23 protein-coding genes are annotated in these 21,490 nt (G+C 61.1%); 15 read left to right on the forward strand and 8 right to left on the reverse strand.

The window, feature by feature from the left end; all coding sequences use genetic code 11:
* Nucleotides 1–27 precede the first annotated feature (27 nt).
* From NKH73_RS17565 to NKH73_RS17585, 5 genes are all read right to left on the reverse strand, one after another.
* Nucleotides 28–765, reverse strand: coding sequence for a CpaD family pilus assembly protein (locus tag NKH73_RS17565; RefSeq protein ID WP_352933967.1), 738 nt, complete (start codon nucleotides 763–765; stop codon nucleotides 28–30).
* 14 nt (nucleotides 766–779) lie between these two features.
* Entirely contained in the window at nucleotides 780–2,309 is a 1,530-nt protein-coding gene (locus NKH73_RS17570) for a type II and III secretion system protein family protein (protein WP_352933970.1), read from the reverse strand.
* Entirely contained in the window at nucleotides 2,306–3,115 is an 810-nt protein-coding gene (gene cpaB / locus NKH73_RS17575) for a Flp pilus assembly protein CpaB (RefSeq protein WP_352933973.1), read from the reverse strand. Before cpaB ends, NKH73_RS17570 begins: the two co-directional genes overlap by 4 nt.
* Nucleotides 3,116–3,333: 218 nt before the next feature.
* Nucleotides 3,334–3,852: an A24 family peptidase gene (locus NKH73_RS17580; RefSeq protein WP_352933976.1), complete on the reverse strand. Its 519-nt coding sequence runs from the start codon at nucleotides 3,850–3,852 to the stop codon at nucleotides 3,334–3,336.
* 157 nt (nucleotides 3,853–4,009) lie between these two features.
* Nucleotides 4,010–4,204 carry a Flp family type IVb pilin gene (locus NKH73_RS17585; protein WP_352933979.1) on the reverse strand — a complete coding sequence of 65 codons (195 nt, stop codon included), beginning with the start codon at nucleotides 4,202–4,204 and terminating at the stop codon, nucleotides 4,010–4,012.
* A 351-nt stretch (nucleotides 4,205–4,555) separates the two neighbouring features.
* Here NKH73_RS17585 and NKH73_RS17590 point away from each other — a divergent pair, with 351 nt between their 5' ends.
* The 3 genes from NKH73_RS17590 (at nucleotide 4,556) to NKH73_RS17600 (ending at nucleotide 6,019) form a co-directional block, all read left to right on the forward strand.
* Entirely contained in the window at nucleotides 4,556–4,978 is a 423-nt protein-coding gene (locus NKH73_RS17590; protein ID WP_352933982.1) for a pilus assembly protein N-terminal domain-containing protein, read from the forward strand.
* 150 nt (nucleotides 4,979–5,128) lie between these two features.
* Nucleotides 5,129–5,689: a TadE/TadG family type IV pilus assembly protein gene (locus tag NKH73_RS17595; RefSeq protein WP_352933985.1), complete on the forward strand. Its 561-nt coding sequence runs from the start codon at nucleotides 5,129–5,131 to the stop codon at nucleotides 5,687–5,689.
* Between the two features lie 36 nt (nucleotides 5,690–5,725).
* Nucleotides 5,726–6,019, forward strand: a complete 294-nt coding sequence (locus NKH73_RS17600; RefSeq protein WP_352933988.1) for a TadE/TadG family type IV pilus assembly protein — start codon at nucleotides 5,726–5,728, stop codon at nucleotides 6,017–6,019.
* 349 nt (nucleotides 6,020–6,368) lie between these two features.
* Here NKH73_RS17600 and NKH73_RS17605 read toward each other — a convergent pair whose 3' ends face one another.
* Nucleotides 6,369–7,286 carry a phosphate/phosphite/phosphonate ABC transporter substrate-binding protein gene (locus NKH73_RS17605; protein WP_352933991.1) on the reverse strand — a complete coding sequence of 306 codons (918 nt, stop codon included), beginning with the start codon at nucleotides 7,284–7,286 and terminating at the stop codon, nucleotides 6,369–6,371.
* Between the two features lie 147 nt (nucleotides 7,287–7,433).
* Here NKH73_RS17605 and NKH73_RS17610 point away from each other — a divergent pair, with 147 nt between their 5' ends.
* The 9 genes from NKH73_RS17610 (at nucleotide 7,434) to NKH73_RS17650 (ending at nucleotide 17,174) form a co-directional block, all read left to right on the forward strand.
* A complete protein-coding gene (locus NKH73_RS17610; protein WP_352933994.1) occupies nucleotides 7,434–8,681 on the forward strand; it encodes a phosphopentomutase in 1,248 nt (415 codons plus the stop codon).
* Entirely contained in the window at nucleotides 8,665–9,573 is a 909-nt protein-coding gene (mutM, locus tag NKH73_RS17615; RefSeq protein ID WP_352933998.1) for a bifunctional DNA-formamidopyrimidine glycosylase/DNA-(apurinic or apyrimidinic site) lyase, read from the forward strand. Before NKH73_RS17610 ends, mutM begins: the two co-directional genes overlap by 17 nt.
* A gap of 56 nt (nucleotides 9,574–9,629) precedes the next feature.
* A complete protein-coding gene (locus NKH73_RS17620) occupies nucleotides 9,630–10,403 on the forward strand; it encodes an enoyl-CoA hydratase (protein WP_352934001.1) in 774 nt (257 codons plus the stop codon).
* A 181-nt stretch (nucleotides 10,404–10,584) separates the two neighbouring features.
* Nucleotides 10,585–10,851, forward strand: a complete 267-nt coding sequence (rpsT, locus tag NKH73_RS17625) for a 30S ribosomal protein S20 (RefSeq protein WP_023802137.1) — start codon at nucleotides 10,585–10,587, stop codon at nucleotides 10,849–10,851.
* A gap of 912 nt (nucleotides 10,852–11,763) precedes the next feature.
* On the forward strand, nucleotides 11,764–13,236 hold the full coding sequence (gene dnaA / locus NKH73_RS17630; RefSeq protein WP_352934007.1) for a chromosomal replication initiator protein DnaA: 1,473 nt from the start codon (nucleotides 11,764–11,766) through the stop codon (nucleotides 13,234–13,236).
* 292 nt (nucleotides 13,237–13,528) lie between these two features.
* A complete protein-coding gene (gene dnaN / locus NKH73_RS17635; RefSeq protein ID WP_123146529.1) occupies nucleotides 13,529–14,647 on the forward strand; it encodes a DNA polymerase III subunit beta in 1,119 nt (372 codons plus the stop codon).
* A 25-nt stretch (nucleotides 14,648–14,672) separates the two neighbouring features.
* Complete coding sequence (gene recF / locus NKH73_RS17640; protein ID WP_352934011.1) at nucleotides 14,673–15,842, forward strand: DNA replication/repair protein RecF; 1,170 nt, start codon at nucleotides 14,673–14,675, stop codon at nucleotides 15,840–15,842.
* Nucleotides 15,843–15,938: 96 nt separating this feature from the next.
* Nucleotides 15,939–16,688, forward strand: a complete 750-nt coding sequence (locus NKH73_RS17645; RefSeq protein ID WP_352934014.1) for a molybdopterin-synthase adenylyltransferase MoeB — start codon at nucleotides 15,939–15,941, stop codon at nucleotides 16,686–16,688.
* A gap of 3 nt (nucleotides 16,689–16,691) precedes the next feature.
* Nucleotides 16,692–17,174, forward strand: coding sequence for a GNAT family N-acetyltransferase (locus tag NKH73_RS17650; protein WP_502893912.1), 483 nt, complete (start codon nucleotides 16,692–16,694; stop codon nucleotides 17,172–17,174).
* Nucleotides 17,175–17,192: 18 nt separating this feature from the next.
* Here NKH73_RS17650 and NKH73_RS17655 read toward each other — a convergent pair whose 3' ends face one another.
* On the reverse strand, nucleotides 17,193–18,194 hold the full coding sequence (locus tag NKH73_RS17655) for a 2-hydroxyacid dehydrogenase (protein WP_352934016.1): 1,002 nt from the start codon (nucleotides 18,192–18,194) through the stop codon (nucleotides 17,193–17,195).
* A gap of 157 nt (nucleotides 18,195–18,351) precedes the next feature.
* Here NKH73_RS17655 and NKH73_RS17660 point away from each other — a divergent pair, with 157 nt between their 5' ends.
* Nucleotides 18,352–18,909 (forward strand): SH3 domain-containing protein, encoded by a 558-nt coding sequence (locus NKH73_RS17660; RefSeq protein ID WP_352934018.1) that lies wholly within the window; start codon nucleotides 18,352–18,354, stop codon nucleotides 18,907–18,909.
* Nucleotides 18,910–18,977: 68 nt separating this feature from the next.
* Here NKH73_RS17660 and irrA read toward each other — a convergent pair whose 3' ends face one another.
* Nucleotides 18,978–19,409, reverse strand: a complete 432-nt coding sequence (gene irrA / locus NKH73_RS17665) for an iron response transcriptional regulator IrrA (protein ID WP_006337949.1) — start codon at nucleotides 19,407–19,409, stop codon at nucleotides 18,978–18,980.
* A 242-nt stretch (nucleotides 19,410–19,651) separates the two neighbouring features.
* Between irrA and fabA the strand changes: the two genes are divergently transcribed.
* Both fabA and fabB read left to right on the forward strand, forming a co-directional pair.
* Nucleotides 19,652–20,170: a 3-hydroxyacyl-[acyl-carrier-protein] dehydratase FabA gene (fabA, locus tag NKH73_RS17670; RefSeq protein ID WP_352934021.1), complete on the forward strand. Its 519-nt coding sequence runs from the start codon at nucleotides 19,652–19,654 to the stop codon at nucleotides 20,168–20,170.
* Between the two features lie 98 nt (nucleotides 20,171–20,268).
* Nucleotides 20,269–21,489, forward strand: a complete 1,221-nt coding sequence (gene fabB, locus NKH73_RS17675) for a beta-ketoacyl-ACP synthase I (protein ID WP_352934023.1) — start codon at nucleotides 20,269–20,271, stop codon at nucleotides 21,487–21,489.
* Nucleotide 21,490: the final 1 nt, after the last annotated feature.

The following is a 21,490-nucleotide window of genomic DNA, read 5'->3' on the forward strand; positions in this document are numbered from 1 at the left end:
TCTTTCCGTGACCTGGGCTGCTCAAGCTCAATACTCAACTTCCGAATTGCCGAGGAACTCGTCCGAAATGCCTCGCTGGCGATAGACGTCGATCACCTCGCCGCGATTTTCCGCGTCGATATCGGATTGCTTGCGCGGCCCGATCAGATCAGCCGGGTTGGCCATCTGGGCGGCAAGATTGTTCTGATAGGAGCAGCCGAAATCGGCGTAGTGCTTGTTTTCCGACGTCTCCAGCAGATCTTCGGGCCAGCGCCCGCATCCGTCCGTCTGGGCCTTCACCGAGACAAAGGCGACGCGGATCGGCGCGGACGCTTCGGCCGAAGCCGACTGATAGGTGGTCATGACGATCCGGTTCCGGCTGATGCCGCTGGCAATCGCAAGCCTGGCGAAATCGCGACCGGCCGCGGTGGCGGCAATCTCGTTGGCCGAACCGCTCGGGATCGAAATCGTCAGGGCAGGAGCGGCGCTTTTGTCGTAGCCGTCCAAGAAACCCAGAAGCGTGTCGCGCTGAGAACCGGTCATGCCGCGATCGCCGGCGCCGACCGGAAGGTCGATCTTCTGGATCTTCTCAGCGATCACGATCGGATGGGTGGTGCGATAGTCGTCCGGAACGGCACCAACCGTGATGCTGTCCCGCTTGGCGCAGCCCGCAAGCAATGCCGCGACCGCAATCGCCAGGAGCGGAATGGCCGGCCGGTAGTGTCGCGAACGGCCGAGCCGCATCGCTGCAATGATCGTCCTTGGTTTCGACGCTGACTGAGACATGTCCGCTTCCCCGCTCACTTGTAGATGAAGCCGACGACGCCGTGATAGCGGCCGTTGGGCTTGTCAGTCTGCATGGTGCCGTAGACCCGATTGACCCGACCAAGGAACATGCCGGCGCCATCGCTGGCAGCGTTGAAATTGTCGTCCGGCTTGGCAAGAGCGTTGCGTGCCACCGGCTTCACCAGGTAGGGCGTGATGATGATAACGAGTTCGGTCTCGTTGCGGACGAAATCCCTGCTGCGGAAGAGAGCACCGAGCACTGGAATCTTGGTCAGTCCGGGCAAGCCGTTGACGGCTTGCCTGAGATCGTCGCGGACAAGGCCGGCAATCATCATCGAGCCGCCCGAAGGCAGTTCCACCGTCGTGTCGGCCAAGCGTTTGCGGAGCGAGAGGGCGTTCATGCCGGGGCTTACTACGCCCTCGGACAAAGATGCTGATCCTTCCGTTGTCGGCTCGGAAACCGACGTCCTGACCTTCAGGCTGATGCGGCCAGGAGATAGCACCACCGGCTGGAATTCCAGGCCAATGCCATATTCGATCTTCTCGACTGAATAGGTCTTCAAACCGGTCTGGTTATCGTTTGATACGGCTTGGGAAACGCTGGTCACCATATTATATTCGCCGCCGACTTTGAAGGTCGCCTTCTCGCCGGATACGGCCGTCAATGTTGGCTCGGCCAGGGTTTTCATGACACCTGACTGTTCCATGGCGTTGATGTAGGCCTGCAGCGTCGAGCTGCCGATAGCGAGACCCGAGTTCGACAGCGACTTGCCTAAACCGGTGAAATTGTCGCTTACTGCGCCCCAGCTGATGCCGTTGCTGCTGCCGTCGCCAATCATGTTGACGCCGAGCTGCTTCATCACCGAGCGGCTGACTTCCGCAACCGTCACCTTCAGCGTCACCTGGTCGTCGCCGATGATCTGCAGCAGGTTGACGATCTTGCTGACTCGACGCTCGGAATCCGGGTTGTCGATGTCGACACCGCCTTCGGACGAGCCGCCGGAGGCGGTCTGCGAATATTGTCCCGTGGTCGCTTCACCGCCGGACACGAAAATGGTGGCCAGATCGACCGCGCGCTTGGCGTCCAGGGGCGTGTCCACGGTTCCGGTCAGGACGACGTTGTCGTTCAGCAATTCGACCTGGATGGTCGATGACGGGATGAAGCGTCGGATATAGTCTTCCAGCCCGGCGACGTCGCGTTCGACCGCCAGATCCAGGCTGACGATCTGTTCGCCATTTGGGCCGAAGACGAAAATGTTGGTGTCGCCCACTGCTTTTCCGAACAGATAGATACGCCTGGCGGTACGGGTCACCGCGTCGGCGACCGCCGGGTTGGCGACGAGAATATCATAGGCATCGCTCGGCAGATCGATGACCACCGATTTGTTGAGACCGAGCTTGACGTGCTGGGTGGCGGTCGAAGCCGTAACCTCGGCATTTTTGCCAGCCGCATTCGCATCGACGACACCAGGCACGCCCGTTCCAAGGACAAACAGGCCGATTGCCGCAGCCAGGGTGACGGGCAGTCCAGCGTTTAGCCTCATTGCCTTGCCCCCACTTCGGAAACTTCGCCCGACTTGATCAATCGTACCGTTCCGCGACGCCCATTGCCGGAAACGAGATAGTCGGCTTCGCCCAGGTTTTTCTCCTGTGTGTCGCTGATCGACCGCAGCGCCAATGTCAGGCGATCCGCCATCTGCTGGGCCACTGTGATGATCTCCGCCTGCTGCGGCGTCAGCTCCAGCGTGGCGGTCTGGCCGACCCTGGTCCTCTTGCCTTCCTCGTCCTCCTGGATCGTCTGGTCGATTGCCAAGACGCGAATGTTCTTGAGGATGGTTTCGGTCGTAAAGCCGCTGCCGCCACCGCCGGCGTCTGCTCTGCGGGTCATAATGACGTCGACGAAATCGTTGGGAAGAATGAAGCCGCCGGCCGAAGTGTCGGCCGATACCGCTGTGGCGACGGCCCGCATGCCGGAAGGCAGGATCGACGACATGAAGCTTTGTCCCTCGCCAATCAGCTTGGAGCGCCGCAACGGCTCGCCGGCATACAACGCCACACGGGCGACACCGCCTTTCAGCTTCTCCAGCGCTTCGGGTTCCGCGGCGCGGGTGATGAAATTCGCGTTGATGCCGTCGGCCGGCCAGGACTGCCAGCTGACATTGTTCTCAAGCGGGCTGCCCATCGGAACGTCGCCAGACAGGACAAGCACGTCCTGCAGCGCGATTGCCGGCGCCGAGGGGCCGGAATCGACGATTTGAGGCGGCGGAACCGCCATGTTCTTCGCAACGTATCCTGCACCACCCGCCGCAGCCACCGCCACGCCCAGTATGATCAGTCGGGATGCTGGCATCTGTCCGAACCTCGTCCTTGGCAAACCACCTAGCCAAGCCGGACCTTGCAGCGGCAATCGTCAAAACAAGGTTAATATAATGCTTACGATCGTGATTAATTTAACGTTTACATAAATTTGAGGCATCGTCTCCCGGCCCTGAAAAGGCGGGCAGGCGGCCGGCTCCAAAGCCAGTTCGAATACTGGAGGTCTGACGAGGGACGTATGGCGGCGAGAAACTAGGCCGCCAGCCTTGCGAGTGCCCATGCCATCAATGGCGAATTCGGAAAGGTGAGCAAGCCGCCAATGCCGAGCGCGATGCCATAGGGAACGCCAGCCGTACCATCCGCCAAGTGGCGTAAGAACGGATTGTGGCTTGTAACGGTTGCGAGCGGGGATTTGCGATAGACGAGTATGGCGAGCGTCAGCAACCCGCCGATGAATGCCGAGGCTACAAGATATTGAACGAGATGGACATTGAGTCCCATCCAGAGGGCGGTGGCCGCCAGCAGCTTGGCATCGCCACCTCCCATGCCGCCGAGCGCAAACAGACCGAACGTCACCGCGAGAACCATGCCACCGGCGGCAAAATGCCAGCCATAGGTAGCCCAGTCCATGCCCGTCAACGGCGCGACTAGGGCAAAGACGGCCACAAGCAGAACCGGCACGCGATTGGCGATCGTCATCGACAGCATGTCGGAGATCGCGGCAAAAAGCATGCAGAACGGAAAGACGACAAAAATCAGGGCTTCAAGCATCGGTGCGGCGCCTGTGGGCGAACTATAGCTGGTCTTAAAGCTAGGTATGCTCGATTAACGATTGATGAGGCCGAAAACTCAAATCGAGCGATAGGATTAAATAAGGGCCGCCTGTCAGGCGGCCCTTATCCGGAAAACAACTAAACGTCGTTGTTTATTACGGGGCGGGGGCAGCGGGGACGGCGACATCGCCCACCGTATCGGAGATATCGGTGAACTTGGCGTTAATGCTATCGCCCAGCGCGCCGGCGCCGACCATGATGGCGAGTGCGATGAGAGCGGCGATCAGACCGTATTCGATAGCGGTCGCGCCGGATTCGTCCTTCACAAAACGTGCAATGAGATTAGACATTCGAGAGCTCCTACTCCAGGTGTTACAGCAATTCCGTCAACTTCTCTTGGCGGCTGATCGGATATTGCCAATCTATGGAGAAGCTCTTTCGATCGGCTTAATAAACAGTCTTACCGATTCCTTTCGGGGTTCGATGACATTGCGTGGTTAACCGTATGTAAGTGACGCCTCATGGACCCGACAGGCGCATCAACGCCGCGAAAGGCGCAATTTGGCGACTTGGCAAAGGGACGACCCGCTCGAGGCGATCACGACGCCGATCCCGACATCATCGCGGTTGCCGCCGTTAACTGTTGCTTCACCAATCTCGTTCATCTTCCGTTGAGCAATTTGCCGCCGTGGAGCGCTTGAATGACCGGGCCGAGATCGTCCCTTCCGATTGCCGCGCTTCTTGCTGCCGCGGCCTTCGTCTTGCCGGCCAAGGCTGGCGCCGGCATCGAGGTCACGATGAACCAGGCGAAGATCGTCAAATTGTCGAGGGCCGCAGATACGATCGTCGTCGGCAATCCGGCGATCGCCGATGCCTCCGTGCAGGATGCTTCGACGATCGTGCTGACCGGCAAAGGCTTTGGTGTCACCAACCTCGTCGTCCTCGATCAAGAGGGCCGTCCGATCGTTGACGAGCAGATCACCGTGGTGCGACAGGACGCGTCCTCGGTGCGCATCTATCGGCGTGCCGAAATACAGACCATGTCCTGCACACCGTATTGCGAAAGCTCGTATAAAAGCGATGCGGAGAAGGCCTCCGAAGCCGAGATGAGCGCCGGCAGATAGCGACTGGGTGATTTCGCCCCGCTGAAATACCGCTCCGTTATCAACCGGTTAAAAGCATTCCGTCAAATTTAGCGATCATCCAAACCGCACTTCAATGGGTTTCCACTAATGTTCCCGCCGACACCCCTTCAGGATCGGCAGGCACGGGACATGAGCAAGGCAGGACGAGCAAGCTTTTCGGCGCGATTCCTTGGCGACCGGCGCGGCAGCACGGCTTTGGAGTTCGCCTTTCTTGCCGTGCCGTTTGCGCTCCTAGTCTTTGCCATATTGGAGAGCTGCATTTCATTTGCCGGGCAAGAGGTGATGGCCAACATCACCGACGATGTCGCGCGCCGGCTGCGGACGGGCCAAGATAAGGCAGCCGACATGAACGAGGCCACGCTGAAGACCATGATCTGCAGCCGGCTGGAGATCATGGTTGCCAAAGACTGTCCCGGATTGGAGGTGGATCTGCGCGAATATCCGGCCTTCGCCGATGCGGCCAAGGCGGGCTTCAAGATCAATCAAGACGGCGACATCGTGTTGACGGGCACGGACCCCGCGACATTCACGGTATCCCCGGGCCCAGCTGAGTCAATAAACATGCTGCGGGTTTTTTACAAATGGCCCGTCATGACCGATTTCATGGCCAAGTCGATGGCCAATCTGAAAGACAGCAAAACGCTGCATTTCGCGTCGGTGACCTGGCAAAACGAGCCGTTCGACAACTGAAACCGCATCGTTGTGTGAATGGAAAGGGACGAGGGAATGGCGCGCGTGGGGGCATTTTTTGGGACGGTTGGGATTGGCACGAAAGCCATTCGGTTCTGCTGCGATAGCCGTGGTGTCGCGGCCATTGAGTTTGCCTTTATCGTACCCGTCCTGTTGATCATGTACTTCATGACCCTGGAAGCCTCGCAAGCTATCGAGACCAGCAAGAAGGTCAGTCGCATCGGCAGCATGGTCGCAGATCTCGTCACCCAGCAGCGGACCGTCGAGGCAGCCGAACTCGATGCGATCATGCAGATCGGCAACTCCACCCTTCAGCCCTACAACCTTTAGAAACAGGAAATCACCATCACGGATATAGAGGTCACTCACGAAACGCCACCTCATGTAAAGGTCTTTTCGTCTCGCAAGATGGTCGGCAGCGCTTTTAGCGCTGGCGCTGCCAAGAAATCCATTACGACGGTTCCACCGGCGCTCGAGATCAAGGGCACCTTTCTCATTCGCGTCGAAAGCAATCTTGCATACGAACCGATCATCACCTGGTCGGCGGACAGTGAGAAGCGGATTGGATTGAGTTCGGCTTTCAGCTCGATATCGATGGGCGAAACCTATTATCTCAGGCCCCGCGGGAGCCCGACGATCCCCTGCGGCACCTGCTGAAACGACGGCGCCGACTCCATTGCTATTGGCCGTTGCCTGACACCAGGCGCACGATGGCTGCGGCCATCGCGTAATCCTTCGGGCTGGCGACGGAGAAGCCGCCGGAATGTTTCTGCTCCAGAAGGTCGTATGCATCCGGCGACGTCGATCTGAGATTGATAAGAAACACGGTGAGCCGCCGTTTGGCTTCGGGGTCGAGATCGCTGCGGACGGCATGGGGACCATATCTCAGCAGGCCAGACGTCCACACGACCTGAAGTGCTGCCTTCGAAAGCCCTGCCACTTCCAGCCTGGCCACCGTACCGCCCGTGACGTCCGGCCTATTATCGGCCGCCGCCGGCGCCCAGCCGAACATGGCATCGGCCTTTCCCTCGACCAGCATCGTTTCAGCCGCCGCAGCCGAACCGGCGTGTATCAGAAATGGCGCATCTTCGGCGACCTTGACACCTTCGGCGGCCAGCCCGGCAAGCGGCAGGAGAGAACCGCCGACACTGTCCGCAGGCGCTATGGCGACCCGATGCGCTTCCATCGCGGCAAGATCGCGAACTTTGCCGTCCCGAGTCAGCAGAACGGAGCGGATGCCGATCGCGCCACCCGAATCGACAGGCGCCACAAGAGGCTCGACGCATTTGCAGCGTTCGGATGCGGTGGCGTATGCGGTCGCCGAATAGACCGCATATTCGATGCGAGCATTGGCCTGCGCCTCGATCAGCGCCGCATAGTCGCGGGCAACGATAAATTCCACCTTCATGCCCAGCGCCTTGGTGTAGGCATCCGTCAACAGCGCCAGACCCGGAACGGTGTTGCCAGCGTCGGACCCAGCAACGATGCCGACACGAAACGTGCCGACGTCGTCCCGCCAATCGGCATGCACCTGACTTGACCAGGACGCGCCCAGCATCGTCATGATGGCCGCAGAGGCCTTCAAGGCACGCCTCATGTGCTCCCCTCGCTGTTTTTGTGACCATGCCCACGCCGGCATTTCGCCACATCTCAACTATCGCGCCAAGCCGCCTGGTTCCGAATTGCCAAGGGCGGCGCGGAACCCTATGTCTGGGCAGACAAACAACAATAATGAAGCCCTGCAATGGCGCGCGCCTTCCTTTTCGTTCTCGATTCCTTCGGCATCGGCGGCGCAGCCGACGCCGAGCGCTATGGCGACGCCGGTTCCAACACGTTCGGACACATCGCCAGAGCCTGCGCGCAAGGCCAGGCGGATCACGAGGGGCTTCGCAAAGGGCCGCTTTTCGTGCCCAACATGCTCTCGCTCGGTCTCGGTCACGCGGCGAAAACCGCGATAGGATTAAGCAGCGACAATGGCGGCAAGGCCAAGCTCGCCTCCGCCTTCCATGGCGCGGCGCAGGAGATTTCGAGCGGCAAGGACACGCCATCGGGCCATTGGGAAATCGCTGCCTTACCAGTCCGCTTCGACTGGGGTTATTTCCCGAACACGGTTCCCGCCTTTCCAGCCGACCTGACCGAAGCGATCATCCGCGAAGGAGGAGTGCCGGGCATTCTCGGCAACTGCCATGCCCCGGGCACCGAGATCATCGAGCGGTTCGGCGAGGACCATATCCGCACCGGCAAACCGATCTGCTACACTTCGGTCGACTCCGTCCTGCAGATCGCCGCGCATGAAGTCCACTTCGGGTTGGAGCGGCTTTACGAGTTCTGCAAGGTGGTGCGCAGGCAGGTCGATCCGCTGAACGTCGGACGGGTGATCGCGCGGCCTTTCATTGGCGAAACCGCCGCCAGCTTCGAACGGACGCACAATCGCCGGGACTATTCGGTGCCGCCGCCCGAACCAACCCTGCTCGACCGGCTGACGGCGCGCGGCGGCCGGGTTATAGCGGTCGGCAAGATCGGCGACATCTTCGCCCATCGCGGCATTTCGGAAGTGCGCAAAGCCGCCGGCAACATGGCGATGTTCGACAAGGCGCTCGGCGCGATGGATGATGCGGGCGACGGCGACCTTGTCTTTGCCAATTTCGTCGATTTCGACACCGAGTTCGGCCATCGGCGCGACGTTGCCGGCTATGCCGCCGCGCTCGAGGCCTTCGACCGTCGGCTGCCGGAGGCACTTGCAAGGCTGAGGCGCGGCGATCTTCTCATCCTTACCGCCGACCATGGCAACGATCCAACCTGGCACGGCACCGATCATACGCGCGAACGCATTCCGGTGATCGGCACGGGACCGGGTTTTGGCGGCGACATCGGCCTCAGAACCACCTTCGCCGACATCGGCGAAACCGTCGCCGAACATCTCGGGCTGGCACGCGGCCAACATGGCACTTCCTTCTATGCAACGATAGGCGGCCATGCCCGAGTTGCCTGAGGTAGAAACGGTCCGGCGCGGCCTGCAGCCGGTCCTGGAAGGCGCCCGCATCGCCCGCGTCGAGGCACGCCGGCCCGACTTGCGCTTTCCGTTTCCCGAGAAATTCTTGGAGAGGCTGACCGGCAAGACGATTACGGCGCTCGGTCGCCGGGCCAAATACTTGACGATGCATCTGGAAGGCGGTCCGGTGCTGATCTGCCATCTCGGCATGTCGGGTTCGTTCCGCATCGAAATGTCTGATGACAGCGAAATGCCCGATAGCAGCGAAATGTTGGGCGTGTTTTATCACGAGCGCTCCAAAAGCGCAGTGCACGACCATGTCGTCTTCCATGTCGTTTCTCCCGGCGGCGGCCGATCGCGCGTAATCTTCAACGACCCGCGCCGCTTCGGCTTCATGCTGTTTTCGGAAGGGGCGCCCGACACGCATCCGATGCTGGCGGGGCTGGGCGTCGAGCCGACAGGCAATGCGTTGGACGGCAGGCTGCTCGCCTCGCTGCTGAAGGGCCGGAGGGCGCCGCTGAAGGCAGCACTTCTCGATCAGCAGCTGATCGCCGGGCTCGGCAATATCTATGTGTCGGAGGCCCTGTGGCGTGCCGGCCTGTCGCCGCTGCGCGAGGCGGGCACCATCGCAAAACCTGGAAAGACTGCCAAACAGCAGAGCGACGCCTTGGCCGAAGCAATCCGCGCAGTGATCGCCGACGCAATCGCCGCCGGCGGATCGTCGCTGCGCGATTATGTGCAGACCGACGGATCGCTGGGCTATTTCCAGCATTCCTTCGCGGTCTATGATCGGGAGGGTGAACCCTGCCCCAAGCACGGCTGCGGCGGCCACATAGAGCGCGCCGTGCAAAGCGGGCGTTCCACGTTCTATTGCCGGACCTGTCAGGTGTGAACCGCGAGAGTTGCACGCCGGATGTAAGCTAGATGACCGAGCGAGGAGATACAGTCATGGCCTATGAAACGATCATCGTGGAAACCCGTGGCAAGGTCGGGCTGATCACGCTGAACCGGCCGAAGGCGCTCAATGCGTTGAACTCCGAGGTTCTGGCGGAAGTGGTCGCGGCCGTGAACGGCTTCTGTGCGAATGCCGACATCGGCGCGATGGTCATCACCGGTTCCGAAAAGGCCTTCGCCGCGGGTGCGGACATCAAGGAAATGCAGGCGATCTCCTTTGCCGACGCCTATGTGCAGGATTTCTTTGTCGGGTGGGAAGAGTTCACCCGCGCGCGCAAGCCTGTTATCGCGGCGGTGGCCGGCTATGCGCTCGGCGGCGGCTGCGAACTGGCGATGATGTGCGATTTCATCATTGCCGCCGACAACGCCAAGTTCGGCCAGCCCGAGATCACGCTCGGCGTCATGCCGGGCATGGGCGGATCGCAGCGCCTGACCCGCTTCGTCGGCAAGTCGAAGGCGATGGACATGTGCCTGACCGGGCGAATGATGGATGCGGCGGAGGCCGAGCGTTGCGGCCTGGTGTCGCGCGTCGTGCCTGCCGGCGAGTTGATCGAGGAAGCGTTGAAAGCGGCGGCCAAGATAGCCGATTTTTCGCTGCCGTCGGTGATGATGGCGAAAGAGGCCGTCAACCGCGCCTATGAAACGACACTGGCCGAAGGGCTGCGGTTCGAGCGCCGGCTGTTTCATTCGCTGTTTGCGCTCGACGACCAGAAGGAAGGCATGGCGGCCTTTGCCGAGAAGCGGAAGCCGAATTTTGCGAATCGGTAGATCGTGCCGGCAGCGGACTGGAATCGGGCGACAACGGCGCCAAAAAGAAGGCGAAGTAGCGTTGACGCGCCGGAAAAGCTGAACTATAAGCCGCACCAACCGAGGCGGCCCTGTGGCTGCCCGTTTGTTTTTTGCGCCCTGCGGCATCTCGCATGCGCCACCAGATCAGAAGAGAGGCACCATGGCCAATACCTCCTCGGCCAAAAAGGCAACGCGCAAGATCGCCCGTCGCACGGCGATCAACAAGAACCGCCGCTCGCGCGTGCGGACCTACATCCGCCAGGTCGAAGAGGCGCTCGCCTCGGGCGACAAGGCTGCCGCGCAGGCCGCTTTCAAAGTGGCGGAGCCGGAATTGATGCGCGCCGCGAGCAAGGGCGTGGTGCACAAGAATACGGCATCCCGCAAGGTGTCGCGCCTGGCCCAGCGGCTCAAGGTGCTCTCAGCTTGATATAGCTTTCCCGAACTGGTGTTCTTCAAACCCGGCCGCTCGCGCCGGGTTTTTTCGTTTGCCGGCAAGTACTTAAAAAGAATGCTCGCAAACCACACCTCTGCGCGGACTTCAATGTTCAAAATGCTTTGCCGGCATATACATGTCCGCTGATATTCGAGGCCGCTGAAAGCGCCCGCTAGGAAAATATCCGCTGGCAAAAATTACGATTATTTTTCAATGGTTTATTCGTGGTCCATCCACAACTTGTTCACATCGCATGCAGGGGATGGGGGACAATTGCCTGTCAAGAAAATTATTTCAGAAAATTTCGCGCGGCGCGGGCTTTTTCATATTCGCCGGAAAAGGGTTTGAATCACAATGGCTTTGTCAAAATACACCCGTGCAACACAGGGTCCGAACCCGTCAGCGCTAACCACATTCCTTAAAAATCCGTTAGTCGTGGCCTTGCCCTATCCACAACGATTTCGTTAATGTCGGTCTATCGAGAGGGACGGGCCGTTGGCCCTTAACCCAGCCTGAATCGGCCAGCAAAAATGGCAGAATTCATGACGTGGATCATTTCCGCGTACGGGTTGGGTTTGTCTTTCGATACGGTAGGGGATTGGCGTAATTGTATGGCAGCTCAATGACGCCGGCGTTTCGCCGGACGGCATTGTATTGCCCCGACATGTCCAAACGGGCTGGCTCTGAGGAGCCGGCGCCGACCCCCTGACAACGAGGCGACATCATCTGCCGGCGGCGGCGGTGGTGTCGCAGCGAAGACACGGTCGCCGGAAACATGGATACAGGAGGCGTATCCCCGGCGGAAAAAGGTACAAAAGGACAAGGAACTCGATCATGCAGAGCGGCGTCGAAAGGGAGCTTACGGGCGACCTCCCATTCCCTGGAACCTTAACCGAAGGGGAGACTATGTCGGCTTCCAACGAAGCGGAACAGAAGTTCGACCGGGTCAAGGCCCAGTTGAAGGCGCGTCTGGGAACCGAAGTCTATTCGAGCTGGTTCGGGCGCATGAAGGTCGCGGAAGCATCCCGGGGCATCGTCCGAATCTCGGTGCCGACTGCCTTCCTGCGCTCGTGGATCAATGGCCACTATCTAGACCTCATCGCCGAGCTGTGGAAACACGAGGACCCCGAAGTCCTCAAGATCGAGATCGTCGTGCGCACCGCCACCCGCCCGGGGCGCAACGGCGTCGAGCCCGAAATCGCCCCGGCGCGCAAAATGACCCGGCAAGCACAAACGGCGCTGGCCGCGGGAACAGCGGGACCCGGCAGGGTGGAGCGGATGCCGGCACCCCGGCCGGGAATGCCTGGAGAGACCGAGTTCAAGCACAATGTGCTCGGTTCGCCGCTTGACCCGCGTTACACATTCGGCTCCTTCATCGAGGGGCCGTCGAACCGGGTGGCCTTCGCTGCCGCCAAGGCGGTGGCGGAATCGCAGTCGAGCGCGGTGCGCTTCAATCCGCTCTTTCTTCACGCGACGGTGGGGCTGGGCAAGACGCACCTGCTGCAGGCGATCGCGGCGGAATCGCTGAAGCAGAATCCAAAGTCGCGCGTCGTCTACCTCACGGCTGAATATTTCATGTGGCGGTTCGCCACCGCGATCCGCGACAACAACGCGCTGACGCTGAAGGAACAGCTGCGCGACATCGACCTCCTCATCATCGACGACATGCAGTTCCTGCAAGGCAAATCGATCCAGCATGAATTCTGTCATCTTATCAACATGCTGCTCGACAGCGCCAAGCAGGTGGTGGTTGCCGCCGACCGGCCGCCGTCGGAACTGGAATCGCTGGAGCCTCGCGTCCGCTCGCGCCTCAACGGCGGCGTCGCGCTCGAAATGTCGGCACCGGACTTCGCCATGCGCATCGGCATGCTCAAGCTGCGCCTTGCAACAGCCAAGGCCGACGATGCATCGCTCGACATCTCCGAGGAGATCCTCAACCATGTCGCTCGCACGGTGACCGGCAGCGGACGCGAACTGGAAGGTGCCTTCAACCAGCTTCTGTTCCGCCAGTCGTTCGAACCGCAGATCACCATCGACCGCATCGACGAGATCCTCGGCCACATCTATCGTTCGGGCGAGCCGAAGCGGGTGCGCATCGAGGACATCCAGCGCATCGTCGCGCGCCACTACAATGTGTCGAAGACAGAGCTTCTGTCCAACCGGCGCACGCGCACCATCGTCAAGCCGCGGCAGGTTGCGATGTACCTGTCGAAGGTAATGACACCGCGCTCCTTGCCGGAGATCGGACGGCGTTTCGGTGGCCGCGACCACACGACGGTGCTGCATGCCGTGCGCAAGATCGAGGATCTTTCCGGCGTCGACAACACGCTGGCGCAGGAGCTCGAATTGCTGAGAAGACTGATCAACGATCAAGCCTGACCTACCAAGACGAAGCGCGTCGCGTTTGGATAGCTGCGACGCGCTTGAAATCTTTGTTTTTATGCATGTCGTTGTCCCAAAACCGTTGCGCACTTTTGGGCGACAAGCTTGGCTTGCGGGCTTCGCCAGCTTTATCCCCAAAAAGCCCACGTAACCGGCCCGAACCGGCAGCGCGGGCTTGCGTTTGCGGGTTTTTTCCTGTCAGTTTGTGCAGATTCTGAGCCTGTTCAGACCTTTCGCGGGGCGCCGCTTGCCGGAGACCCGCTCATTCATTCAAGCGAGCCTGTTCGTCATGCGTGTTATCCTGGAACGGTCAAATCTCCTGAAGTCGCTCAACCACGTTCATCGCGTGGTCGAGCGGCGCAACACCATACCGATCCTGTCGAACGTGCTGCTGAGCGCCGAAGGCGCCACCCTCGAAATGAAGGCGACCGACCTCGATCTGGAGGTGACCGAAGCCACGCCCGCCAAGGTCGAGCGCGGCGGGGCGACGACGGTTCCGGCGCATCTGCTCTACGACATCGTGCGCAAGCTAGCCGACGGTGCGGAGGTCATGCTGAAGACCGACGAGGACGGCAACGCCATGACCGTGACCTCGGGCCGATCGAGCTTCCGTCTCCAGTGCCTGCCGCAATCCGACTTCCCGGAGCTTTCGGCCGGATCGTTCTCGCACATCTTCCGGCTCGATTCGGTTGCGCTCAAGGGGCTGATCGAGAAGACCCAATTCGCCATCTCCACCGAAGAGACGCGCTATTACCTGAACGGCATCTATCTGCACACGCATGACGCAGACGGCAAACTGAAGCTGCGCTCGGTCGCGACCGACGGCCATCGGCTGGCGCGCGCCGAGATCGACGCACCGGCAGGGTCCGAAGGCATGCCGGGCATCATCATTCCGCGCAAGACGGTCAGCGAGCTGCAAAAGCTGGTCGATGACCCCGATGTCGCCGTCACCACCGAATTGTCCGACACCAAGATCCGCTTCACCATCGGCAGCGTCGTTTTGACGTCGAAGCTGATCGATGGCACCTTCCCGGACTATCAGCGGGTCATCCCCACCGGCAACGACAAGAAGCTGATCATCGACCGGCAGAGTTTCGCCGCCGCCGTCGACCGCGTCTCGACCATTTCTTCCGAACGTGGCCGGGCGGTGAAGCTTTCGATTGGGGAAGGCCAGGTCACGCTTGCGGTCAACAACCCGGATTCGGGTAGCGCCACCGAAGAACTGGCTGCGGATTATTCGTCCGACGCGATCGAAATCGGCTTCAATGCCAAATATCTGCTCGATGTCGCCGCCCAACTGACCGGCACTGAGGCGAAATTCATGCTGGCGGATGCCGGCTCGCCAACGTTGATCCACGATATGGCCGATGAAACCACGCTCTACGTGCTGATGCCGATGCGGGTATAGGCCTGAACGAGGCCATCTTGCTGTCATGACCGGAGTTGCGAAGCAATCTGAGCGCGACCAGCAGCAGACTCATATAAGTAAGTTATCACTTACGAATTTCCGCAACTATGCAACGCTGTCGATCGATCTCGATCCTGGCGCCGTGGTTTTTTCCGGAGACAACGGCGCCGGCAAAACCAATCTGCTCGAAGCGATTTCCCTGCTGACACCGGGTCGCGGCCTGCGCCGTGCGCCTTATGCCGACGTGGCGCGCGAAGGCGGCGACGGCGGCTTTGCCCTCCATGCCCGGCTCGATGGGCCGGACGGCGCGGTCGAGATCGGCACCGGCATTGCAGGCGGCGACACCGCCGGCGAGGGCGGGCGGCGGGTGCGGATCAATGGCGCGGCTGCGCGCTCGGCGGAGGACATGCTGGAATGGCTGCGTGTCGTCTGGCTGACACCGGCGATGGATGCACTGTTCACCGGGCCGGCCGCAGACCGCCGGCGTTTTCTCGACCGGCAGGTGCTGGCGATCGATCCCGGCCATGGCCAGCGCGCGCTCGACTACGAGAAAGCCATGCGCGGCCGAAATCGGTTGCTCGCCGAAGGCTCGCGCGACGGCGCCTGGTTCGATGCGATCGAGACCCAAATGGCCGAAACCGGTGTGGCGATTGCCGCCGCGCGTGCCGAACTGGCACGCCTGCTCGCTGCCATGATCGACAGGCTGCCAAGCGCCGGTCCGTTTCCGCAAGCCGACATCGGCCTGTCGGGTGCATTGGAAAGTGAAGTCGCCACTTCCGCAGCTGTCGATGTCGAGGAGCGGTTCCGCCGCGCTCTTGCCGAGGGCCGCGAGCGCGACCGGGCCGCCGGGCGCACGCTCGACGGCCCGCACCGTTCGGATCTCGTGGTGCGGCACCGGCCCAAGGCGATGCCGGCTGAACTCTGTTCGACCGGCGAGCAGAAAGCGCTGCTGGTCGGCGTGGTCCTGTCGCATGCCCGGCTGACCGGCGAGATGTCGGGCATGACGCCGATCTTGCTGCTCGATGAGATAGCCGCACACCTCGACAGCGGCCGGCGTGCCGCGCTGTTCTCGATCCTGGAAGAGCTGAACTGCCAGGCTTTCATGACAGGAACCGATGCAGCGCTGTTTTCCAGTCTCAAAGGACGCGCGCAGTTCCTGACAGTCGATCATGGCACGGTTGAGCCAACTATTTGAATCTTGTGCATGTCGTTATCCCAAAAACCGCTGCGCACTTTTGGGCGACATGCATTGACGCCTGACAAGATTTTTGTGCCGCGATAAGATCTGCCGATGACACCTCTGACAGACGAAGAGCTTGAACGTTACGCCCGCCACATCGTGCTGCCTGAAATCGGCGGCGCCGGCCAGCAGCGGCTGAAGCGTGCGCGGGTCCTGGTCATCGGTGCCGGCGGGCTAGGAGCGCCGGTGCTCGAATATCTTGCCGCCGCCGGTGTTGGCATGCTCGGCATCGTCGACGACGACAGCGTCTCGCTGTCAAACCTGCAAAGACAGGTGATCCACGGCACCGACACCGTCGGCATGGCGAAAACCGACAGTGCCAAAGCGGCAATCGCCCGCATCAATCCCAACGTAGCCGTGGAACAGCACAATCTCAGGCTGACGGCGGACAACGCCGCTGCCCTCGTCGCCCTCTACCACATCGTCGTCGACGGTTCCGACAATTTCGAAACACGCTATGCGGTCGCCGATGCCTGCGCCGCCGAAAAGCGGCCGCTGGTGCATGCCGCTGTCGGCCGCTTCGACGGTTCGGTAACCGTGCTGAAACCGTTCGAGACCGGCGCGGACGGCAGGCCGAACCCAAGCTATCGCGATCTTTTTCCGGAGCCGCCGCCACCTGGCCTGGTGCCGTCCTGCGCTGTGGCCGGCGTGCTCGGCGTGCTGACCGGCGTCGTCGGCACGCTGCAGGCGATGGAAGCGATCAAGCTGATTGCCGGCATCGGCGAGCCGCTGGTCGGCCGGCTGCTGCTTTACGATGCGTTGACGGCGCGCTTCGATACGATCCGCTACAAGAGAAACTAGATCTTGGGCAGCCCGGTTTCCGTCGAGCAGCTTCCGGCCGATTTCGATCGTTGGGACGAGGTGCTGGCGCTGATCATGCGCGCCTTCGCCTCGATGGACGGCGTCATCGATCCACCATCCTCGGCGCATCGGCTCACGGTCGAAAACCTCCGGGACAAGGCCAGGCAAGAAACGGCTTTTGCAGCGCTGAACGGCGGCGGCGTCGTCGGCTGCGTTTTTGTTCTGGAGCGGGCCCATGATTTCTATGTCGGAAAGCTCGCGGTCGAACCCGGCTTTCAGGAACAAGGGATTGGCAGGCAGCTGATGCAGGCGGTCGAGGATCTTGCCCGCCATCGCGGCAAGCCTGCTATCGAGCTTCAGACGCGGGTCGAACTGACCGCAAATCACGCGGCCTTTGCCCGCCTCGGCTTTCGCGAAACGGAGCGGACGGCGCATAAGGGCTACGACCGTCCGACCTCGATCACCATGCGCAAGGTGCTTTCGTAAGTTTGCGCTGACGTTAAGTCATGTCCGCAGCGGCAGTACACGGTCCGGCGGGCGGTGGCCATCGAAGAAGGCGCGGATGTTGATGATCACCTTCTCGCCCATATCGATACGGCCTTCGAGCGTCGCCGATCCCATATGCGGCAACAGCACGACCTTGCCCTTGGCGGCGAGCTTCAGCAATTTCGAGTTCAGCGCTGGCTCATGCTCGTAGACGTCGAGGCCGGCGCCGGCGATCTTGCCGTCCTGGATCAGCTTGACCAGAGAGTCCTCGTCGATGATGTCGCCGCGCGCCGTGTTGACGATGTAAGCGGACGGTTGCAGAAGCGCCAGCCGCCGCGCCGAGAGCAGATGGAAGGTTGCCGGCGTCGACGGACAATTGACCGAGATGATGTCCATGCGGGCAAGCATCTGGTCGAGACTTTCCCAGTAGGTCGCCTCCAACTCGTCCTCGACCGCCGGCAGCACGCGATGGCGGTTGTGGTAGTGGATCGACAGCCCAAAAGCCTTGGCGCGCCGGGCGACAGCGGTGCCGATACGGCCCATGCCGACAATCCCGAGACGTTTGCCCCAGATGCGCCGGCCGAGCATCCAGGTTGGCGACCAGCCCGCCCACTTCTTGTCGCCGGTCAGAACGTTGGCGCCTTCTGCCAACCGGCGCGGCACCGCCAGCATCAGCGCCATGGTCATGTCGGCTGTATCTTCGGTCAGCACGTTCGGCGTGTTGGTGACGGTGATGCCCTTCTTCGCAGCCGCTGCCACGTCGATCTTGTCGACGCCGTTGCCGAAATTAGCGATCAGCTTGAGGTTGTCGCCGGCCTGGGCGATCAGAGCTGCGTCGATATGATCGGTTATGGTCGGCACCAGCACGTCGGCTTCCTTGACCGCCGCAACCAGTTCCGGTTGCGTCATCGGCCTGTCTTCGACATTCAGCCGGGCGTCGAACAGCTCACGCATGCGGGTCTCGACCGGGTCGGGCAGCTTGCGCGTGATGACGACGAGGGGCCTTTTTCTGCCTACCATTGTTTCCTCGAACCCGACCTCGTTGAGACCTCTTTAACCAAGACAGGCGAAACTGGAGGCCGGTCGCGGTGCCAGTTCTCCATGTAACAAGAGGTTCCGCCGAAGACAAAGAAAAAGGGGCGCCAAGGCCGATGAGCCGGCGCCGAAAGGAATGAAATTGTCTGGTTTCGCGTCGCTCCGCCTGGCCCTCAGCGCAGCATTTCTCGGCGCCCTCCTTTGTTCTCCGCATGCGGCGGCACAGAATGCCGCAGCACCCGCGCAGAGTGTCACGCTCGGGCCGAGCGGCCTGCCGCTACCGCGTTTCGTCAGCTTGAAATCGGCCCGCGTCAATTCCCGCGTTGGACCGGGCGTCAACTATTCCGTCGACTGGATGTACATGAAGCCCGGCCTACCGATGGAGATCATCCAGGAATTCGACACCTGGCGTCGTGTGCGTGATGCCGACGGCTCGGAAGGCTGGATCAATCAGTCGCTGCTTTCAGGCCGCCGCACGGCGATCGTGGCACCCTGGCAGCGCGGCAAGGATGCCCGAATCAATCTTCTCGACGACCCGCAAAAGGACGCAAGCATCGTTGCGATCATCGAGCCGGGCGTCATGGGCACGATCAAGTCCTGTGACGGCCAGTGGTGCGAAATGACCTTCGGCGGCCACACCGGTTGGCTGGCTCAGTCGCTTGTCTGGGGCGCCTATCCGGGCGAACGGGTCAAGAACTGACTTCTTCTCGTCGATCGGGATCATGATCTAGCGGCCGGGAAGTATCTCGCGGCCCAATGAAGCGCCGGTCAATCGCAGCGTTTGGGACGCAGCCTCACCACGATATCGACATTGGCAATCTCCATGCCTTCCGGCGGCTCCGGCAGGTTGGAAACCGTGACAGGGCCGCTGGCGATATCGAAGATCCTGTTTTCGCCTTCAATGTAGAAATGATGGTGATCGGAGGTGTTGGTGTCGAAATAGGTCTTCGACCCTTCGACGGCCAGGATGCGCAGAAGGCCCGCTTGCGTGAATTGATGAAGGGCGTTGTAGACGGTGGCGAGCGACACCGGCACGCCGGCGGCGATCGCCTCCTCGTGCAGCTCCTCGGCCGACAGATGGCGGTCGCCCTTGGCGAAAAGCAGATCGGCCAACGCAATGCGCTGGCGCGTCGGCCTCAGGCCAGCTTCGCGAACCCGCTTGTCCACAGCGACGTTTTCCTTCCGGCAGCCCAGATCCATCTATCCGTCCAAGCTCACAGTTTCGCCCCAACATATGCCCAGAATGGCAAAAAACGAACGTTGACCGAAACTAGACATCCCTCGACATATATTCTGTCGGCCGAATACGATCAATAGCGCGCATTGACCCAGGCAGACAGGCAGGTTAAGCGCAAACGCCGGTTTCCGGCCTGAAATAGATTGTGTTAGGAAACCAACGACAAGGGCGCACTACCGCCCGGACGATTACGGGGAAGAGATTGATGGCGGTTTCGAAATCCAGTTACGGCTACGAAGAACTGCTTGCCTGCGCCCGCGGCGAGCTGTTCGGACCTGGAAACGCCCAGCTCCCCTATCCGCCGATGCTGATGTTCGACCGCATCACCGAAATCAGCGAGACGGGCGGTGCCTTCGACAAGGGCTTCATCCGCGCAGAATTCGACATCAAGCCGGACCTGTGGTTTTTCGCCTGCCACTTCATCGGCAATCCAATCATGCCGGGGTGCCTGGGCCTCGACGCCATGTGGCAATTGACGGGATTCTACCTCGGCTGGCTCGGCGAGCCGGGCAAGGGAATGGCGCTGTCGACCGGCGAGGTGAAGTTCAAGGGAATGGTGACGCCGTCGGTCAAGAAGGTGGAGTATGGCGTGGACTTCAAGCGCGTAATGCGCGGGCGGTTGGTGCTTGGTATCGCCGATGGCTGGCTGAAGGCGGATGGCGAACCCATATACGCAGCAACGGATCTAAAGGTGGGTCTGTCCAAGCAATCGGCCGCCGCCTGACCGGCGCGAGTCCACGGGACGCGCAAAAGGAAGCTGTAGAACTTTAATTTGCGCATGGTCCTTGTCCGACAGGTTTCATGCGCTGGAAGGAGTTGCGAATGAGACGGGTCGTAGTGACAGGCCTCGGCATCGTGTCGTCGATCGGCAACAATGCCAACGAGGTGCAGGCCTCGCTCCACGATGCCAAGTCCGGCATCAGCTTCTCCGATTCATTCGCAGAACATGGTTTCCGCTGCCAGGTGTGGGGAGCGCCGACGCTCGACCCCTCCGCGATGATCGATCGTCGCGCCATGCGTTTCCTGTCGCAGGGTGCGGCCTGGAACCATGTCGCCATGGACCAGGCGATCGCGGATGCTGGACTTGGCGAGAGCGACATCACTAATGAGCGCACAGGCATCGTCATGGGGTCGGGCGGACCATCGACCCGAGCCATCGTCGAAGCGGCCGAGATCACGCTCAAGAACGGCAGCCCTAAGCGCATCGGCCCGTTCGCCGTGCCGAAGGCGATGTCGTCGACCGCTTCGGCGACGCTCGCCACATGGTTCAAGATCCACGGCGTCAACTATTCGATCTCTTCGGCCTGCTCGACGTCGGCGCATTGCATCGGCAATGGCTACGAACTGATCCAGTGGGGCAAGCAGGACATGGTCTTCGCCGGCGGTCACGAGGATCTCGACTGGACGATGTCGGACCTATTCGACGCGATGGGGGCCATGTCGTCCAAGTTCAACGACAGGGCATCGGCCGCTTCGCGCGCCTATGACGCCGACCGCGATGGTTTCGTCATTGCCGGCGGCGCCGGCGTTCTGGTCCTGGAAGAGCTCGAGCACGCCAGGGCACGCGGCGCCAAGATCTACGCCGAGATCGTCGGCTATGGCGCTACCTCGGACGGCTATGACATGGTGGCGCCCTCCGGCGAAGGTGCGGTGCGCTGCATGCGGCAGGCGCTGGCGACCACCTCTTCGCCAGTCGACTACATCAACACGCACGGCACTTCGACGCCGGTCGGCGACTCCAGGGAAATGGGCGCGATCCGTGAGGTGTTCGGCGACAAAATGCCTTTCATCACCTCGACGAAATCACTGACCGGCCATTCGCTGGGCGCGGCCGGCGTGCAGGAATCGATCTATTCGATCCTGATGATGCAAGGCGGCTTCATCGGCGAGAGCGCCCATATCGAGCAGCTCGATCCGGAATTCGAAGGCATGCCGATCGTGCGGGAGCGTATCGACGACGCCAGGATCGACACTGTTTTGTCCAATTCGTTCGGCTTCGGCGGCACCAACGCAACGCTGATTTTCCAGCGCTATTCCGCATAAG

It is taken from the genome of Mesorhizobium sp. M0938, assembly GCF_040319125.1.
GTDB classification, from domain to species: domain Bacteria; phylum Pseudomonadota; class Alphaproteobacteria; order Rhizobiales; family Rhizobiaceae; genus Mesorhizobium; species Mesorhizobium robiniae.

Coding starts and splice junctions, on each gene's coding strand:
- NKH73_RS17655 (WP_352934016.1), bottom strand. CDS start 18,194: ATGGTAGGCAGAAAAAGGCCCCTCGTCGTCATCACGCGCAAGCTGCCC.
- NKH73_RS17605 (WP_352933991.1), bottom strand. CDS start 7,286: ATGAGGCGTGCCTTGAAGGCCTCTGCGGCCATCATGACGATGCTGGGC.
- irrA (WP_006337949.1), bottom strand. CDS start 19,409: ATGGATCTGGGCTGCCGGAAGGAAAACGTCGCTGTGGACAAGCGGGTT.
- fabB (WP_352934023.1), top strand. CDS start 20,269: ATGAGACGGGTCGTAGTGACAGGCCTCGGCATCGTGTCGTCGATCGGC.
- NKH73_RS17585 (WP_352933979.1), bottom strand. CDS start 4,204: ATGTCTAATCTCATTGCACGTTTTGTGAAGGACGAATCCGGCGCGACC.
- rpsT (WP_023802137.1), top strand. CDS start 10,585: ATGGCCAATACCTCCTCGGCCAAAAAGGCAACGCGCAAGATCGCCCGT.
- NKH73_RS17580 (WP_352933976.1), bottom strand. CDS start 3,852: ATGCTTGAAGCCCTGATTTTTGTCGTCTTTCCGTTCTGCATGCTTTTT.
- cpaB (WP_352933973.1), bottom strand. CDS start 3,115: ATGCCAGCATCCCGACTGATCATACTGGGCGTGGCGGTGGCTGCGGCG.
- NKH73_RS17600 (WP_352933988.1), top strand. CDS start 5,726: ATGGCGCGCGTGGGGGCATTTTTTGGGACGGTTGGGATTGGCACGAAA.
- NKH73_RS17645 (WP_352934014.1), top strand. CDS start 15,939: ATGACACCTCTGACAGACGAAGAGCTTGAACGTTACGCCCGCCACATC.
- mutM (WP_352933998.1), top strand. CDS start 8,665: ATGCCCGAGTTGCCTGAGGTAGAAACGGTCCGGCGCGGCCTGCAGCCG.
- NKH73_RS17595 (WP_352933985.1), top strand. CDS start 5,129: ATGAGCAAGGCAGGACGAGCAAGCTTTTCGGCGCGATTCCTTGGCGAC.
- recF (WP_352934011.1), top strand. CDS start 14,673: ATGACCGGAGTTGCGAAGCAATCTGAGCGCGACCAGCAGCAGACTCAT.
- fabA (WP_352934021.1), top strand. CDS start 19,652: ATGGCGGTTTCGAAATCCAGTTACGGCTACGAAGAACTGCTTGCCTGC.
- dnaA (WP_352934007.1), top strand. CDS start 11,764: ATGTCGGCTTCCAACGAAGCGGAACAGAAGTTCGACCGGGTCAAGGCC.
- NKH73_RS17570 (WP_352933970.1), bottom strand. CDS start 2,309: ATGAGGCTAAACGCTGGACTGCCCGTCACCCTGGCTGCGGCAATCGGC.
- NKH73_RS17620 (WP_352934001.1), top strand. CDS start 9,630: ATGGCCTATGAAACGATCATCGTGGAAACCCGTGGCAAGGTCGGGCTG.
- NKH73_RS17590 (WP_352933982.1), top strand. CDS start 4,556: ATGACCGGGCCGAGATCGTCCCTTCCGATTGCCGCGCTTCTTGCTGCC.
- NKH73_RS17565 (WP_352933967.1), bottom strand. CDS start 765: ATGTCTCAGTCAGCGTCGAAACCAAGGACGATCATTGCAGCGATGCGG.
- NKH73_RS17610 (WP_352933994.1), top strand. CDS start 7,434: ATGGCGCGCGCCTTCCTTTTCGTTCTCGATTCCTTCGGCATCGGCGGC.
- dnaN (WP_123146529.1), top strand. CDS start 13,529: ATGCGTGTTATCCTGGAACGGTCAAATCTCCTGAAGTCGCTCAACCAC.